General features: G+C 71.6%; 14 protein-coding genes and 1 pseudogene. 13 read left to right on the top strand and 2 right to left on the bottom strand.

Going from position 1 to position 16,604, the window contains the following annotated elements; genetic code table 11:
* Positions 1-85: 85 nt before the first annotated feature.
* The 11 genes and pseudogenes from ACS04_RS19390 to ACS04_RS19340 all read left to right on the top strand — a co-directional run.
* Positions 86-496: pseudogene (locus tag ACS04_RS19390) on the top strand (crossover junction endodeoxyribonuclease RuvC); the annotation flags it as partial.
* Entirely contained in the window at positions 493-1,116 is a 624-nt protein-coding gene (ruvA, locus tag ACS04_RS19385; protein ID WP_048477901.1) for a Holliday junction branch migration protein RuvA, read from the top strand. The pseudogene ACS04_RS19390 and the gene ruvA, both read left to right, overlap by 4 nt.
* Before the next feature lie 60 nt (positions 1,117-1,176).
* Positions 1,177-2,238, top strand: a complete 1,062-nt coding sequence (ruvB, locus tag ACS04_RS19380) for a Holliday junction branch migration DNA helicase RuvB (RefSeq protein ID WP_048477900.1) — start codon at positions 1,177-1,179, stop codon at positions 2,236-2,238.
* Between the two features lie 164 nt (positions 2,239-2,402).
* Positions 2,403-2,900 carry a preprotein translocase subunit YajC gene (gene yajC / locus ACS04_RS19375; protein WP_048477899.1) on the top strand — a complete coding sequence of 166 codons (498 nt, stop codon included), beginning with the start codon at positions 2,403-2,405 and terminating at the stop codon, positions 2,898-2,900.
* Positions 2,901-3,054: 154 nt separating this feature from the next.
* On the top strand, positions 3,055-4,845 hold the full coding sequence (gene secD / locus ACS04_RS19370) for a protein translocase subunit SecD (RefSeq protein ID WP_048477898.1): 1,791 nt from the start codon (positions 3,055-3,057) through the stop codon (positions 4,843-4,845).
* Between the two features lie 3 nt (positions 4,846-4,848).
* Entirely contained in the window at positions 4,849-5,907 is a 1,059-nt protein-coding gene (secF, locus tag ACS04_RS19365) for a protein translocase subunit SecF (RefSeq protein WP_048477897.1), read from the top strand.
* Positions 5,904-6,455 carry an adenine phosphoribosyltransferase gene (locus ACS04_RS19360; RefSeq protein ID WP_048477896.1) on the top strand — a complete coding sequence of 184 codons (552 nt, stop codon included), beginning with the start codon at positions 5,904-5,906 and terminating at the stop codon, positions 6,453-6,455. The genes secF and ACS04_RS19360 overlap by 4 nt, the downstream gene beginning before the upstream one ends.
* A 249-nt stretch (positions 6,456-6,704) precedes the next feature.
* Entirely contained in the window at positions 6,705-9,158 is a 2,454-nt protein-coding gene (locus tag ACS04_RS19355; RefSeq protein WP_048477895.1) for a RelA/SpoT family protein, read from the top strand.
* 44 nt (positions 9,159-9,202) lie between these two features.
* Positions 9,203-10,615 carry a serine/threonine-protein kinase gene (locus ACS04_RS35320; RefSeq protein WP_053080831.1) on the top strand — a complete coding sequence of 471 codons (1,413 nt, stop codon included), beginning with the start codon at positions 9,203-9,205 and terminating at the stop codon, positions 10,613-10,615.
* A complete protein-coding gene (locus ACS04_RS19345; protein WP_053080830.1) occupies positions 10,608-11,024 on the top strand; it encodes an effector-associated constant component EACC1 in 417 nt (138 codons plus the stop codon). The genes ACS04_RS35320 and ACS04_RS19345 overlap by 8 nt, the downstream gene beginning before the upstream one ends.
* The gene (locus ACS04_RS19340) at positions 11,008-12,150 is read left to right on the top strand and encodes a caspase, EACC1-associated type (RefSeq protein WP_053080829.1); all 1,143 of its coding nucleotides are present in this window, start codon (positions 11,008-11,010) and stop codon (positions 12,148-12,150) included. Before ACS04_RS19345 ends, ACS04_RS19340 begins: the two co-directional genes overlap by 17 nt.
* Positions 12,151-12,217: 67 nt before the next feature.
* On the opposite strand, the gene ACS04_RS19330 is transcribed toward ACS04_RS19340, so the two are convergent.
* Complete coding sequence (locus ACS04_RS19330) at positions 12,218-13,447, bottom strand: DUF349 domain-containing protein (protein WP_048477893.1); 1,230 nt, start codon at positions 13,445-13,447, stop codon at positions 12,218-12,220.
* 190 nt (positions 13,448-13,637) lie between these two features.
* Positions 13,638-14,420, bottom strand: coding sequence for a peptidylprolyl isomerase (locus tag ACS04_RS19325; RefSeq protein WP_048477892.1), 783 nt, complete (start codon positions 14,418-14,420; stop codon positions 13,638-13,640).
* A gap of 163 nt (positions 14,421-14,583) precedes the next feature.
* On the opposite strand from ACS04_RS19325, the gene ACS04_RS19320 reads away from it, so the two are divergent.
* Together ACS04_RS19320 and hisS are read left to right on the top strand one after the other, a co-directional pair.
* Complete coding sequence (locus tag ACS04_RS19320; protein WP_048477891.1) at positions 14,584-15,294, top strand: MBL fold metallo-hydrolase; 711 nt, start codon at positions 14,584-14,586, stop codon at positions 15,292-15,294.
* Positions 15,295-15,304: 10 nt separating this feature from the next.
* Positions 15,305-16,564 carry a histidine--tRNA ligase gene (gene hisS / locus ACS04_RS19315; RefSeq protein ID WP_048477890.1) on the top strand — a complete coding sequence of 420 codons (1,260 nt, stop codon included), beginning with the start codon at positions 15,305-15,307 and terminating at the stop codon, positions 16,562-16,564.
* Positions 16,565-16,604 lie beyond the last annotated feature (40 nt).

Genomic DNA, 16,604 nt, shown 5'->3' with positions numbered 1-16,604 from the left:
CACAGCTGTGGCAAGTTCTGGCCCTGCGGCAGCTCCTCGGCTAGATTCCAAAAGCCGACCATGTGCCCGAACCGACCCCGCCGCGATCGAGGAGTGGCTGGACCGCCACCGGCCCGAAGTCGTCGCCGTCGAGCGGGTGTTCAGCCAGCACAACGTGAGCACCGTGATGGGCACCGCCCAGGCGAGCGCCGTCGCCATGCTGTGCGCGGCGCGCCGCGGCATACCGGTCGCCCTGCACACCCCCAGCGAGGTCAAGGCCGCCGTCACCGGCTCCGGCCGGGCCGACAAGGCGCAGGTCGGGGCGATGGTCACCCGGCTGCTGCGGCTGTCCGCCCCGCCCAAGCCGGCCGATGCCGCGGACGCGCTCGCCCTCGCCATCTGCCACATCTGGCGGGCCCCCGCCCACAACCGCCTCCAGCAGGCGGTCGCCCAGCACGCCCGCCACGCCCGGCAAGCCCAGCACCCCCTGCACGCCTCGAAAGGCCGCCCCTCATGATCGCCTTCGTCAGCGGCCCGGTCGCCGCGCTCACCCCCACCCTCGCCGTGATCGAGGTCGGGGGCGTGGGCATGGCCGTCCAGTGCACGCCGGGCACCATCGCCGGGCTGCGAATGGGGCAGACGGCGCGGCTGGCCACGTCCTTGGTCGTACGGGAGGACTCGCTGACGCTGTACGGCTTCGCCGACGACGACGAGCGGCAGGTCTTCGAGCTGCTGCAGACGGCGAGCGGGGTCGGACCGCGCCTCGCACAGGCGATGCTCGGGGTGCACAGCCCGGACGCGCTGCGCCTGGCCGTCGAGTCGGGGGACGAGAGGGCCCTGACGGCCGTGCCCGGCATCGGGAAGAAGGGCGCGCAGAAGCTCCTGCTGGAGCTGAAGGGGAAGCTGGGGGCGGCGACCGCGGTGGTCGGGGCCCAGCGGGCCGTGGCGTCCGGCCCGGCTCCCTGGACGGACCAGCTCACGGCGGCCCTGATCGGGCTCGGCTACGCCGCGCGGGACGCGGAGGACGCCGTCGACGCCGTGACCCCGCAGGCGGAGGCGGCCATCGCCGCCGGTGGCAGCGCCCCCGTACCGCAGCTGCTGCGCGCCGCCCTCCAGTCCCTGAACCGCACCCGCTGACCCCCTCGGGGCCCGGGCCGGGAACGACCACCGCAATGACGCAGAAGGCAGACTGAGCACGTGAACTGGGATGACGAGAGCGACGACCGGATCGTTGCGGCGGCCGCCGACGGCGAGGACACCGCCGTCGAGGCGGCCCTGCGGCCCAAGGACCTCGGCGAGTTCGTCGGCCAGGAGAAGGTCCGCCAGCAGCTCGACCTGGTGCTGAAGGCGGCCCGCCAGCGCGGGGCCACCGCCGACCACGTACTGCTCTCCGGCGCGCCCGGCCTCGGCAAGACCACCCTCTCCATGATCATCGCCGCCGAGATGGGCGCGCCCATCCGGATCACCTCGGGTCCCGCCATCCAGCACGCCGGCGACCTGGCCGCGATCCTCTCCTCCCTCCAGGAAGGCGAGGTGCTCTTCCTCGACGAGATCCACCGCATGTCCCGGCCCGCCGAGGAGATGCTCTACATGGCCATGGAGGACTTCCGCGTCGACGTGATCGTCGGCAAGGGGCCGGGGGCCACCGCCATCCCGCTGGAACTGCCGCCCTTCACCCTCGTCGGGGCCACCACCCGCGCCGGCCTCCTCCCGCCGCCGCTGCGCGACCGCTTCGGCTTCACCGGGCACATGGAGTTCTACGCCCCCGAGGAGCTGGAACGCGTCATCCACCGCTCCGCCCGCCTCCTGGACGTGGAGATCGACACCGCCGGCGCCGCCGAGATCGCCGGCCGCTCCCGCGGCACCCCGCGCATCGCCAACCGCCTGCTGCGCCGCGTCCGCGACTACGCGCAGGTCAGGGCCGACGGGGTGATCACCCGCGAGGTCGCCTGCACCGCGCTCCAGGTCTACGAGGTCGACGCGCGCGGCCTGGACCGCCTCGACCGCGCCGTGCTCGAAGCCCTGCTCAAGCTGTTCGGGGGCGGTCCGGTGGGGCTGTCCACCCTGGCCGTGGCCGTCGGCGAGGAGCGGGAGACCGTCGAGGAGGTCGCCGAGCCGTTCCTGGTACGGGAAGGCCTGCTGGCCCGTACCCCGCGCGGCCGGGTCGCGACCCCCGCCGCGTGGGCGCACCTGGGCCTCGTACCGCCCCACCAGCAGGTGAGTGGAACAAGCGGACAACAGGGCTTGTTCGGGGCCTGACGGCGCGGACGTTCGCCCCGTCAGGAACTGCGGTGCCATGCTGGGCGTTGTTCCATCGGTGCGGACTCGCCTAGACTCCGCCGATGCCGACCCTTCGGGTCGGCATGCCCACCCCCGTAGAAATTGGCCGTCTCCCGTGCGGTCGTGCGAAGGATCTCCGTCCCGTGAATCTCGTGACACTCCTCCCGTTCATCGTGCTCATCGGGGCGATGTTCCTGATGACCCGTTCCGCGAAGAAGAAGCAGCAGGCGGCCGCGCAGATGCGCGACCACATGGCCCCGGGCGCCGGCGTCCGCACCATCGGCGGCATGTACGCCACGGTGAAGGAAGTCGGCGAGGACACCGTCACCCTCGAGGTGGCCCCGGGCGTCCACGCGATCTACGCGAAGAACGCCATCGGCGCCGTTCTGGAGGACGCGGAGTACAACCGCATCGTCCACGGGGCCAGCGATGATCTGACGATCGACACGCCGGTCGTTCCGGACGACGCCTCCTCGCTGACCCTCGACAAGGACGCGGACAAGAGCGCGGACGAGGCCGACGCCCCGAAGCTCGACCTGGGCAAGAAGGACGCTCCCGAGGCCGAAGAGCCGAAGGACGGCCGGCCCGGGGACGACGAGCCCAAGGACGGCAAGGCCGACGGCGAGGCCGGCGCGAAGTAGCGCGCGCGGCCGGGGACCGGGCAGGCGCCTGACCGGCGGCCGCCCCGGTCCCCGCCAGTGAACTTCTGCGGGGGGCAGGGGTCCCCACCACACATTTCGTGGCCGTCCGCGCGCTGACCCGGCGCGGGGCGGTTGGACAGGGAGATACGACAAGGTGGCAGCACCGAAGAAGGGCCGGCGGCCCACGGGGGCTCAGGGGAGGCCGGGGCGCGCCCTGGCGATCATCCTGATCGCGATGGTGGCGCTCACCGCGGGGATGTTCCTCACGAAGCAGACGACTCCCCGGCTCGGCATCGACCTCGCGGGCGGTACGAGCATCACGCTCAAGGCCAAGAGCGAGCCCGGCAAGCCGGACGCGATCAACGAGACCAACATGAACACGGCGGTCGGCATCATCGAGCGCCGCGTCAACGGTCTCGGCGTGTCGGAGGCCGAGGTCCAGACACAGGGCCGCGACCACATCATCGTGAACATCCCCAAGGGGACGAACGAGAAGCAGGCCCGCGAGCAGGTCGGCACCACCGCCCAGCTCTACTTCCGTCCGGTCCTGGCCTTCGCCGACGGCGCCCCGGCGGCCCCGCAGGCGCCGAGCCCGTCCGCGAGCACCTCCGGTGCCCCGAAGGCCGAGGGCAGCGGCAAGCCCAGCGCCCCGGCCAGCCCGTCGTCCAGCGCCACTTCCCAGGGCCGTGTGCTCAGCGAGGCCCTCAAGGCCCCGGCCGCCACCGCCTCTCCCTCGCCCTCGGCGAGCGAGTCGAAGAAGGCAGACGACAAGGCTCCGGCCCCCTCCCCGACCCCGTCGGGCGTAGAGGCGGCCGCGGCCGAACTCCAGGCGAAGTTCGCGGCCCTCGACTGCACCAACGAGGCGCAGCGCGCCGCGGCCGGCAAGGGCGTCAAGCCCGAGGACGCGACGGTCGCCTGCGGCAAGCGCGGCGATGCCTGGGGCAAGTGGATCCTCGGCCCGGTCGGCGTCTCCGGTACCGACGTCAAGGACGCCAAGGGACAGATCAACCCCCAGACGGGGCAGTGGATCGTCACCATGCAGTTCACCGACAAGGGCGCCGACAAGTTCGCCAAGATCACCGGTGAGCTCGCCACCAAGCAGATGCCGCAGAACCAGTTCGCGATCGTGCTCGACGGCGAGGTCGTCTCCGACCCGTCCGTCAGCCAGGCGCTGACCGGCGGCAACGCCGAGATCTCCGGCGGCTTCACGCAGCAGTCCGCGATGGACCTGGGCAACATGCTCTCGTACGGCGCCCTGCCGCTGACCTTCCAGGAGGACAGCGTCACCACCGTCACCGCCGCGCTCGGCGGCGAGCAGCTGAAGGCCGGCCTCATCGCCGGGGCCATCGGCCTGCTCCTCGTGGTGATCTACCTGCTCGTGTACTACCGGGGCCTGGCCTTCATCGCCATCGTCAGCCTCCTGGTGTCCGCGATCCTCACCTACACGATCATGGCGCTGCTCGGGAAGGGCATCGGCTTCGCGCTGAACCTGCCCGCCGTCTGCGGTGCGATCGTCGCGATCGGCATCACGGCGGACTCGTTCATCGTGTACTTCGAACGCATCCGCGACGAGATCCGCGAGGGCCGCACCCTGCGCCCCGCCGTGGAGCGGGCCTGGCCGCGCGCCCGGCGCACCATCCTGGTCTCCGACTTCGTGTCGTTCCTGGCCGCCGCGGTGCTGTTCATCGTCACGGTCGGCAAGGTGCAGGGCTTCGCCTTCACCCTGGGTCTGACCACCGTGCTCGACGTGGTCGTGGTGTTCCTCTTCACCAAGCCGATCATGACGCTCATGGCCCGTACGAAGTTCTTCTCCAGCGGCCACCCCTGGTCCGGCCTGGACCCGAAGCGGCTCGGCGCCAAGCCGCCGCTGCGCCGGTCCCGCCGCACCGGCTCCGGCACCGGTTCCGGTTCCGTCACCGCTCCCGTCGACGTAAAGGAGGCGTGAGAGATGTCGAAGCTGGGAGATCTCGGCGCCAAGCTGTACCGCGGCGAGGTCGGTTACGACTTCGTCGGCAAGCGCTTCGTCTGGTACGGCGTTTCCATCCTGATCACCATCACGGCGATCGTGGCCCTGGCCGTTCAGGGCCTCAACATGGGCATCGAGTTCAAGGGCGGTGCCGTCTTCACCACCCCGAAGACCGCCGTGTCGGTGACCCAGGCCACCGCGGACGCCGAGAAGGCCTCCGGCCACCAGGCGATCGTCCAGCAGCTCGGCAACGGCACCCTGCGCATCCAGATCTCCAGCCTGGACCCCGCGCAGGCCAACGCCGTCAAGACCAAGCTCGCGGCCGACCTCAAGGTGCCCGAGGCCGACATCAACGCGGACCTGGTCGGCCCCAGCTGGGGTGACCAGATCGCGAACAAGGCCTGGACCGGCCTCGGCATCTTCATGGTCCTCGTGGTGATCTACCTGGCCATCGCCTTCGAGTGGCGGATGGCCGTCGCCGCGCTGATCGCCCTGATCCACGACCTCACCATCACCGTCGGCGTGTACGCGCTGGTCGGCTTCGAGGTCACGCCGGGCACCGTGATCGGTCTGCTGACGATCCTCGGTTACTCCCTCTACGACACCGTCGTCGTCTTCGACGGTCTGAAGGAGGGCTCGAAGGACATCACCAAGCAGACCCGGTACACCTTCAGCGAGATCGCGAACCGCAGCATCAACGGCACCCTGGTCCGTTCGATCAACACCACCGTCGTGGCGCTGCTCCCGGTCGGGGCGCTGCTCTTCATCGGCGGCGGCCTCCTGGACGCCGGCATGCTGAACGACATCTCGCTGTCGCTGTTCGTCGGCCTCGCGGCCGGTGCGTACTCCTCGATCTTCATCGCGACCCCGCTGGTCGTGGACCTCAAGGAGCGCGAGCCGGCGATGAAGGCTCTGAAGAAGCGGGTCCTCGCGAAGCGGGCGGCCGCCGCGGCCAAGGGCGAGCCGGCGCAGGACGAGGGCTTCGAGGGCTCCGAGACCCCGCAGGTCGTCTCCCAGGGCCGGGCGGGGCGGCGCCGGTGAGCCCGCTTGCCCCCGAAGTGCGCGAACTGCTCCTCAGCCGGATCAAGGACGTGGCGGACTACCCGAAGCCGGGGGTGGTGTTCAAGGACATCACCCCGCTGCTGGCCGACCCGAAGGCCTTCGCGGCCCTGACGGACGCGCTGGTGGAGCTGGCCGGGCAGTACGGCGCGACGAAGATCGTCGGGCTGGAGGCGCGCGGGTTCATCCTCGCTGCGCCGGTGGCGGTCCAGGCGGGCATCGGCTTCGTGCCGGTGCGCAAGGCCGGGAAGCTGCCGGGTGCGACGCTCGCCCAGTCGTACGAGCTGGAGTACGGCACGGCGGAGATCGAGGTCCACGCCGAGGACCTGTCGGCCGGTGACCGGGTCATGGTCATCGACGACGTGCTGGCCACGGGCGGCACCGCCGAGGCCTCGCTCTCGCTGATCCGGCGGGCCGGGGCGGAGGTCGCCGGGGTCGCGGTCCTGATGGAGCTGTCGTTCCTGCCGGGCCGCGAGCGGCTGGCCGGCGCGCTCGGTCAGGCCCCGCTGGACGCCCTGATCGTCGTCTGACGACACCGACCGTGAAGCGGGCGGGTACCGGGATGACCCGGTACCCGCCCGCTTCGGCGTACCCGGGGGCGGGAACCGGCCGAGGCCCGGGAGGCGGGGGGACCGGGAGGAACGGGGCCGGGGCCCGGGAAACCGGCGGGGGCTCGGGGAACGGGCCGCGGGAACCCTCGCTACCATGGGTTGTCCGGACCTGACCGGGGCCCCGGATCCTCCCCGGACTCCGTCCAGGGGACCCCCAGAGGAGCGCTCTTGCCAGACGAGGTCCAGCCACTGCCCGCCGCGCAGCCCGACCCGCGGGCCGAGCAGGCCGCGACGCCCGCCGCCGCGCCCCCGCCGGCCCCGCCCGTGAAGCCGGCGCCCGCGAAGCCCGCCCCCGCGAAGCCCGCCTCCGCGAAGTCGGCCGGGTCCTCCAACCGCGTGCGCGCCCGGCTCGCCCGCCTCGGCGTCCAGCGTTCCAACCCGTACAACCCGGTACTGGAACCCCTGCTCCGCATAGTCCGCAGCAACGACCCGAAGATCGAGACGGCCACGCTGCGCCAGATCGAGCAGGCGTACCAGGTCGCAGAGCGCTGGCACCGCGGCCAGAAGCGCAAGAGCGGCGACCCGTACATCACCCACCCGCTCGCGGTGACCACCATCCTCGCCGAGCTCGGCATGGACCCGGCCACCCTGATGGCGGGCCTGCTGCACGACACGGTCGAGGACACCGAGTACGGGCTGGAGGACCTGCGCCGCGACTTCGGCGACGCCGTGGCCCTGCTCGTCGACGGCGTGACCAAGCTGGACCGGGTCAAGTTCGGCGAGGCCGCGCAGGCCGAGACCGTGCGCAAGATGGTCGTCGCCATGGCCAAGGACCCGCGCGTCCTGGTCATCAAGCTCGCCGACCGCCTGCACAACATGCGCACCATGCGCTACCTCAAGCGGGAGAAGCAGGAGAAGAAGGCCCGCGAGACCCTGGAGATCTACGCCCCGCTGGCGCACCGGCTGGGCATGAACACGATCAAGTGGGAGCTGGAGGACCTCGCCTTCGCGATCCTCTATCCCAAGATGTACGACGAGATCGTCCGCCTCGTCGCCGAGCGCGCGCCCAAGCGCGACGAGTACCTCACCGTCGTCACCGACGAGGTCCAGACCGACCTGCGCGCCGCCCGCATCAAGGCCACCGTCACCGGCCGCCCCAAGCACTACTACAGCGTCTACCAGAAGATGATCGTCCGCGGCCGTGACTTCGCGGAGATCTACGACCTGGTGGGCATCCGCGTCCTCGTGGACACCGTCCGGGACTGCTACGCGGCCCTCGGCACGGTGCACGCGCGCTGGAACCCGGTCCCCGGCCGGTTCAAGGACTACATCGCGATGCCCAAGTTCAACATGTACCAGTCGCTCCACACGACGGTCATCGGACCCAGCGGCAAGCCGGTCGAACTCCAGATCCGCACCTTCGACATGCACCGCCGCGCCGAGTACGGCATCGCCGCGCACTGGAAGTACAAGCAGCAGACCGTCGCCGGCACCTCCAAGGTCCGCACCGACGTCCCGCAGGCCGCCAAGGGCAGCGCCGGCCAGGACACGGTCAACGACATGGCCTGGCTGCGCCAGCTGCTCGACTGGCAGAAGGAGACCGAGGACCCGGGCGAGTTCCTCGACTCGCTGCGCTTCGACCTCTCGCGCAACGAGGTCTTCGTCTTCACGCCCAAGGGCGACGTCATCGCCCTGCCGGCCGGGGCCACCCCGGTGGACTTCGCGTACGCCGTCCACACCGAGGTCGGCCACCGCACCATAGGCGCCCGCGTCAACGGCCGCCTCGTCCCGCTCGAATCGACCCTGGACAACGGCGACCTCGTCGAGGTGTTCACCTCCAAGGCCGAGGGCGCGGGCCCGTCCCGCGACTGGCTGGGCTTCGTCAAGTCCCCGCGGGCCCGCAACAAGATCCGCGCCTGGTTCTCCAAGGAGCGCCGCGAGGAGGCCATCGAGCACGGCAAGGACGCCATCGCCCGGGCCATGCGCAAGCAGAACCTGCCGATCCAGCGCATCCTCACCGGCGACTCGCTCGTCACCCTCGCGCACGAGATGCGCTACCCCGACATCTCCTCCCTGTACGCGGCGATCGGCGAGGGCCACGTGGCCGCGCAGGGCGTCGTACAGAAGCTGGTGCAGGCCCTCGGCGGCGAGGAAGCGGCCAACGAGGACATCGAGGAGAGCGTCCCGCCCTCCCGGACCCGGGGCACGCGCCGCAAGAACGCCGACCCGGGCGTGGTCGTCAAGGGCGTCGACGACGTGTGGGTCAAGCTGGCACGCTGCTGCACCCCCGTGCCGGGCGACCCGATCGTCGGCTTCGTCACGCGCGGCAGCGGAGTGTCGGTCCACCGGGCGGACTGCGTCAACGTGGACTCCCTCTCCCAGGAGCCCGAGCGGATGCTGGAGGTCGAGTGGGCCCCCACCCAGTCCTCGGTCTTCCTGGTCGCCATCCAGGTCGAGGCGCTGGACCGGTCCCGGCTGCTGTCGGACGTCACCCGGGTCCTGTCGGACCAGCACGTGAACATCCTCTCCGCGGCCGTCCAGACCTCCCGCGACCGCGTGGCCACCTCCCGCTTCACCTTCGAGATGGGCGACCCCAAGCACCTGGGCCACGTCCTGAAGGCCGTACGGGGTGTGGAAGGCGTCTACGACGTCTACCGTGTGACGTCTGCAAGGAGGCCGTGACCAAGGCCTGACCGCCGCTCTTCGACGCCACCCCGGGGGGATACGTGGCCGATGTCTTCCCGCGCGGGCTCGCCCGACGCTTCGAACCGGTACGGCCGGTCGGCCGGGGTGGCATGGGGACCGTCTTCGAGGCCGAGGACGGGCTGCTGGGGCGACGTGTCGCGGTCAAGGTCCTGACGGTGTACGGATCGGTGAGCGAGGCGGCGGCCAGGCGCTTCGAGGGCGAGGCGCGGGCCCTCGCGCGGATCAACCACCCCAACGTGGTCGGCGTGTACGACGCGGGGATCGACGAGGGCACGCCCTACCTCGTGATGGAGTTCCTCGACGGATCGGACATCTCCGCGCTGGTGCGCACGGCCGGCGCGCTGCCCGTGGCCGAGGCGTGCCGGATCGCCGCCGACACCCTCGCCGGGCTCGGCGCCGCGCACCGCAGCGGAGTGCTCCACCGCGACGTGAAGCCCGCCAACATCCGGCTCACGGCGAGCGGCCGGGTGGTGCTCTACGACTTCGGGCTGGCCCGGCTGACCGGCGAGGCCGCCCTCACCAATGCCGGCGACCTGCTCGGCACCCCCCAGTACATGGCCCCGGAACGCATCAGGGGCCAATGGCCCCTGGCCGCCTCCGACGTGTACGGGGTCGGGGCCTGCCTGCACTTCATGCTGACCGGCGAGCCCCCGTTCGGTGAGGCGCACCGGGTGGACGTGCTGCTCGACCGGGTCACGCGCGAGGGATTGCCCTCGCTGCGCGAAGGTCCGACGGCGTGGCCCGAGGGGCTCGCGGACGCGGTGGACGCGCTCAGCGCCCGGGACGTGGAGTCGCGCGTCCCCACCGCCGGCGCGGCCGAGGCCCTGATCCGGCCCTGGGCGAGCGAAGGAGGTGCCGCGCCGGACCGCGTAGAGGTGGACGCCCGGCCGGTGGACCACCGTGCTTCCGGGACGGAGGTCCGCCCTCTGGACGACCACGCTTCCGGGACGGAGATCGGCGCCCTGGAGGACCACGCTTGCGCGACGGAGGTCCGCCCCCTCGACGACCACGCCCTGGGGGAGAGCCCCGAAGCCCTCGAAGAGGACGAGTCCGCGGAGGTCCCCGAATACGACTGGGGCCTGGTCGACGTCCGGCCGGCTCCGGTCCCGGCGCACCGGAGCGGGCACGTCACCCTCAGCCAGAGCACCCGCCGCCTGGTGCGCAGCAGGATGACCGGGCAGACCGCGCTGTCACGCCAGCGCGAAGCGGTCGGCCTGATCCAGCGCGGGAACCTGAGGGAGGCCCTCGACCTGCTCGTCGGAATCGGGCCTTTCTGCACACAGACGCTGGGCCCGGCCCATCCGACCACGCTCGCCTGCCAGTACTGGCAGGCTGTGTGCCTGGCCCGGCTGGGCCGGGCACCACAGGCGCTGGAGCTGTTCGCCCGGGTCAGCGCCCACAACGGACACGGGAGGGGCACGGAGGATGTATGAGTACGAGTTACAGGTGGACCCGCGCAGAGCGGGGCGGGGCCCGGAGAGCGAGCTGCGTTCCCTGCTGATCTGGTTGAAGGAGGACGAGTCCCTCCGACACGCCGTACGCGGCCGGATCCGGAGCGGAGCCCCAACGCCGGCGGCGCACGGCACGCCCATGGGTTCGCCCGGATTCGACCTCCTGCAACTGGCCGTGGGAAGCGGCCTGTCCGCTGCATCGCTGCTCTTCGCCGTGCTCCAGTGGCAGGCGTCCCGGCGCCGCCCCCCGGCGCTCACCGTGCGCCGCGGCCCGTACGAGATCACGCTCACCGGGGACGAGGCCCTCGACGCCGACAGCTTGCGCCGCATCGTGGCGGCGCTGGAGAACGGAAGCGGGGACGAGGACGGGGCCGATGGCGGGAGTGCCTGACCCGGCGGCCTCGCGGGCGGTCCTCATCGGCAGCGCCGGCTACCGGCACCTGGCCGCACTCCCGTCCGTCGAGTGCAACGTCAAGGACTTGGCCGCCGAGCTGTGCGACGCCACGATCTGGGGACTGCCCGAGCAGCACTGCACGCAAGTGCTCGATCCACAGCATCCCGCCGAGGTGCTCGACCCCGTCAACCGTGCGGGCGAGGAAGCCACCGACACGCTCCTGGTCTACTACGCCGGGCACGGCATGCGGGACGCCGCGACGGCCGACCTCTACCTCGCCCTCCAGGGTTCCCGGGAGCACGTCGGCTACACCGCTGTCGCCTACCAGCACCTTCGGGCGGCTCTGCGCGACTCGTCCGCCCGGCGCAAAGTGGTGGTGCTCGACTGCTGCTTCAGCGGCAGGGCCGCCAGTACCCTGGCCGGCGAGGAGGACGCGCTGGCCGCCCAGGCCGCGATCGAGGGCGCGTACGTCCTCACCGCCTCCCCCCGCGACGCCGTGGCCCTGTCCCCCTACGGTGAGCGGCACACCGCCTTCACCGGCGAACTTCTGACCATCCTGCGCCACGGGATCCACGACGGACCCGAACTGCTCGACCTGGACACCCTGTGCCGCGCCGTGGAGGCCCGGCTGCGCAGCAAGAACCGTCCGCTCCCGCAGCACGCGCAGGAAATGGGCATGGGCCGGCTGCGGCTGGTGCGCAACCGGGCGCGCGCCGTGCGCGGAACGCCGGCCGGGCCCGTCCTGGCGGCGGACATCCGCTCCGCCATGGTCGTCGCGGGGCTCGGCCTCGCGCGCACGCTCCGCGCCGCGGGCCGCACCCGCGACGCCCTGCCCGTGCTGCGCCTCGCACTGCAGGAACGGGCGCCCGACGGCGAGGGGGACCCGCTCGCCGTACAACTCGAACTCTCCGACATGCTGGAGGAGACCGGACAGACCCGCGAGGCCATGGAGGTGCTGGAGCAGGCCTTCCAGCAGGTCCACCGGTTCTACGGGCCCGAGGCCGTACAGGTGTGCCGCCGCCTGGCCTCGCTGCTCCAGGAGTCCGGCAACCACATCCAGGCCTGCGAGGTGCTCGAACACGCCCTGGACCTGCTCCAGGACGGCAGCCGGGCCCTCCCGTGAGCTCGGGAGCACGCGAACGCCCCGGTACGGGGAGCCGTACCGGGGCGTTCGCGTACTCCGCGGGGCGTCAGCCGCCGAACTCCTCCAGGCCCTTCAGGGCCTGGTCGAGCAGGGCCTGGCGGCCCTCCAGCTCGCGGGAGAGCTTGTCGGCCTTCGCGTTGTTGCCCGCGGCGCGAGCGGCGTCGATCTGCCCGCGCAGCTTGTCGACCGCCGCCTGGAGCTGACCCGTCAGACCGGCCGCACGGGCCCGCGCCTCCGGGTTCGTACGGCGCCACTCGCCCTCCTCGGCCTCCTGGATCGCCCGCTCCACCGCGTGCATCCGGCCCTCGACCTTCGGCCGGGCGTCGCGCGGCACGTGGCCGATGCCCTCCCAGCGCTCGTTGAGGGAGCGGAACGCCGCCCGGGCCGCCTTCAGGTCCGTGATCGGGACGAGCTTCTCGGCCTCGTCGGCCAGCTCCTCCTTCAGCTTCAGGTTCTCCACCTGCTCGGCGTCGCGCTCCGCGAACACCTCGCCGCGCGCCGCGAAGAACACGTCCTGCGCACCGCGGAAACGGTTCCACAGATCGTCCTCGGACTCGCGCTGCGCCCGGCCCGCCGCCTTCCAGTCCGCCATCAGCTCGCGGTAGCGGGCGGCCGTCGGACCCCAGTCGGTCGACTTCGAGAGCGACTCGGCCTCGGCGACCAGCCTCTCCTTGACCTTGCGGGCGTCCTCGCGCTGCGCGTCGAGCGAGGCGAAGTGCGCCTTGCGGCGCTTGGAAAAGGCGGAGCGGGCGTGCGAGAAGCGGTGCCACAGCTCGTCGTCCGACTTGCGGTCCAGGCGCGGCAGACCCTTCCAGGTGTCCACCAGGGCCCGCAGCCGCTCGCCCGCGCTGCGCCACTGGTCGCTCTGCGCCAGCTGCTCGGCCTCGGCCACCAGCGCGTCCTTGGCCGCACGGGCCTCGTCCGTCTGCTTGGCCTTCTGGACCTTGCGCTCCTCGCGCCGCGAGTCCACCGTCGCGACCAGCTTGTCCAGCCGCACGCGCAGGGCGTCGAGGTCGCCCACGGCGTGGTGCTCCTCCACCTGCGTGCGCAGGTGGTCGATGGCCGTCTGCGCGTCCTTGGCGGACAGATCGGTGGTCCGCACCCGCCGTTCGAGGAGGCCGATCTCGACCACCAGGCCCTCGTACTTGCGCTCGAAGTAGGCCAGGGCCTCCTCGGGGGTGCCCGCCTGCCAGGAGCCGACGACCTTCTCGCCCTCGGCAGTACGCACGTACACGGTGCCCGTCTCGTCGACGCGGCCCCACGGGTCGCTGCTCACAGCGCCTCCTCCACCTGATGCCTGCGAGGGGTTCACCCCCTGGGCATCGTCCACAGTTTCCTGGGGCGGGCAGCGCCCGCCCTGCACAACGCCAACATAGGCGACCGCCGGGCCGGCTGTCCGCATCCCGCACGACGGAATATCGCGGTACGGGCGGGACGCCGGCCGGGCCCGGGGCCGCCGGAACCCGTCAGTTCTGCGTGACGGCGCCCTTCTGGATGGTCACCGGGGTCTTCGGGGCCCCGTCCTGGCCGCCGTCGGCCGTACCGGCCTTGGCCACCTCCTCCAGCGCCTTCAGACCCGCCGCGTCGATCTTGCCGAAGGGCGTGTACGAGGGCGCCAGCGGGCTGTCCTTGTAGACCAGGAAGAACTGGCTGCCGCCGCTGTGCGGCTGGCCGGTGTTGGCCATCGCCACCGTGCCCGCCGGGTAGATCACCTGGCCCTGCTCGTTCGGCTTGCCCAGCGAGTCGAGGTTCTCGTCCGCGATGGTGTAGCCGGGGCCGCCCATGCCGGAGCCCTCCGGGTCGCCGCACTGCAGCACGAAGATCCCGGAGGTGGTCAGACGGTGGCACTTGGTGTTGTCGAAGAAGCCCTTGTCCGCGAGCGACTTGAACGAGTTGACGGTCTCCGGCGTCTTCGCCGCGTCCATCACGAACTTGATGTCGCCCGCGGTGGTCTTCAGGTCGAACGTGTACTTCGCGTTCTTGTCGATCGCCATCGCCGGCGCGGGCGAGGTCTTCGGCGAGGGCGAGGCCGACGGGTTCGCCGCCGGGTCCGCCGCGCTGTCCTTCTTGTCCTTGTCGAAGACGCCGCCCACGACGAGGCCGACCAGCGTCGCGACCACCACGGCCACCGCCGCGCCGATCACCGCCGCGCGCTGCCGCGTCTTGCGCCGGGCCTCGGCCCGGCGCTTCTGCTGGCGCTCGTACTTCTCCCTGGCGAGCTGTCGCCGCCGCTGATCGCTCGTGACCACCGGGTCGTCTCCTTGTACGTGTATGGCACCGCTGTCCGGGCTCGGTTAGGCCGTACCGTATATGGGTTCGCTGTGGAACGAGCGGCGCCGGTAGGCTCTGAACAGCGGCATTCCGATCAGGACCGCCGCCCAAGCTCCCGCCGGACGATGATTGAGGACGAACGTGCTGATTGCCGGGTTCCCCGCAGGGGCCTGGGAGACCAACTGTTACGTGGTCGCCCCCGCCGCCGGTGAGGAGTGCGTGATCATCGACCCGGGCCACCAGGCCACCCGCGGTGTCGAGGAAACGCTGAAGAAGCATCGGCTCAAGCCCGTCGCGGTCGTCCTCACCCACGGCCACATCGACCACGTGGCCTCGGTGGTCCCGGTGTGCGGAGCCCACGACGTACCGGCGTGGATCCACCCCGAGGACCGCTTCATGATGAGCGACCCGGAGAAGGCGCTGGGCCGCTCCCTGGGAGCGCAGCTGATGGGCGAGCTCACCGTGGGGGAGCCCTCCGACGTGAAGGAGCTCACCGACGGCGCGAAGCTGGCGCTGGCGGGCATGGAGCTGACCGTGTCGCACGCGCCCGGGCATACGAAGGGGTCGGTGACCTTCGGGATGCCCGAGGCGGGGGACGTCCCCCCGCTGCTGTTCTCGGGCGACCTGCTCTTCGCCGGCTCCATCGGACGGACCGACTTCCCGGGCGGCAGCCACGCGGACATGCTCGAATCGCTGGCCCGCGTGTGCCTGCCGCTCGACGACGCGACCGTGGTGCTGCCCGGTCACAACGAGCACACGACCATTGGCCGTGAGCGCGCCACCAACCCGTACCTGCGGCAGGTGGCCGCCGGCCTGGGAGACGGTTTCACGTCTCCACGACGAGGAATGTGACGAGAGTTTCGTGAGCACCTTCAAGGCCCCCAAGGGCACGTACGACCTGATCCCGCCGTACTCGGCGAAGTACCTGGCCGTCCGCGACGCCATCGCGGCCCCGCTGCGCAAGGCCGGGTACGGCTACATCGAGACGCCGGGCTTCGAGGACGTCAACCTGTTCGCGCGCGGTGTCGGGGAGTCCACCGACATCGTGACCAAGGAGATGTTCACCCTCACCACCAAGGGCGGCACCAACCTGGCCCTGCGCCCGGAGGGCACCGCCTCCGTGCTGCGCGCGGCGCTGGAGGCGAGCCTGCACAAGAAGGGCAACCTGCCGGTCAAGCTCTGGTACTCGGGCTCCTACTACCGCTACGAGCGTCCGCAGGCGGGCCGCTACCGCCACTTCTCGCAGGTCGGAGCCGAGGCGATCGGCGCCGAGGACCCGGCGCTGGACGCCGAGCTGATCATCCTGGCCGACCAGGCGTACCGTGCGCTCGGCCTGCGCAACTTCCGGATCCTGCTGAACTCCCTGGGCGACAAGGAGTGCCGCCCGGTGTACCGGGAGGCGCTCCAGGCCTTCCTGCGCGGGCTGGACCTGGACGAGGAGACCGTCCGGCGGGCCGAGATCAACCCGCTGCGCGTCCTCGACGACAAGCGGCCCGAGGTGCAGAAGCAGCTCGTCGGCGCCCCGCTGCTGCGGGACTACCTCTGCGACGCGTGCAAGGCGTACCACGAGGAGGTCCGGGCGCTGATCACGGCGGCCGGGGTCGCCTTCGAGGACGACGAGAAGCTGGTGCGCGGACTGGACTACTACACGCGGACCACCTTCGAGTTCGTCCACGGCGGTCTGGGCTCGCAGTCCGCCGTCGGCGGCGGCGGCCGCTACGACGGCCTGTCCGAGATGATCGGCGGACCGGCGCTGCCGTCGGTGGGCTGGGCACTGGGCGTGGACCGTACGGTGCTGGCGCTCGAAGCGGAGGGCATCGAGCTGGACATCCCGCCGGCGACCTCGGTGTTCGCGGTGGCGCTGGGCGAGGCGAAGCCGGTGCTGTTCGCCCTGGTCACGGAGCTCCGCAAGGCCGGTGTCGCGGCCGACATCTCGTACGGGGGCAAGGGCCTCAAGGGCGCGATGAAGGACGCCAACCGCTCGGGCGCCCGCTTCGCGGTGATCGCGGGCGACCGCGACCTCGCCGAGGGCGTCGTCCAGCTGAAGGACATGGAGTCCGGGGACCAGTCCCCGGTCGCCCTGGCGGACGTCGTCGAGGTCCTGCGCGGCAAGCTGGCCTGACGGCCGTCACAGCAGGTCGTACCGCATGGCCGTGGTCACC

The sequence above is a fragment of the Streptomyces roseus genome (assembly GCF_001044425.1).
Classification (GTDB): Bacteria; Actinomycetota; Actinomycetes; order Streptomycetales; family Streptomycetaceae; genus Streptomyces; species Streptomyces roseus.
This window is presented reverse-complemented; position numbering and strand designations above follow the sequence as displayed.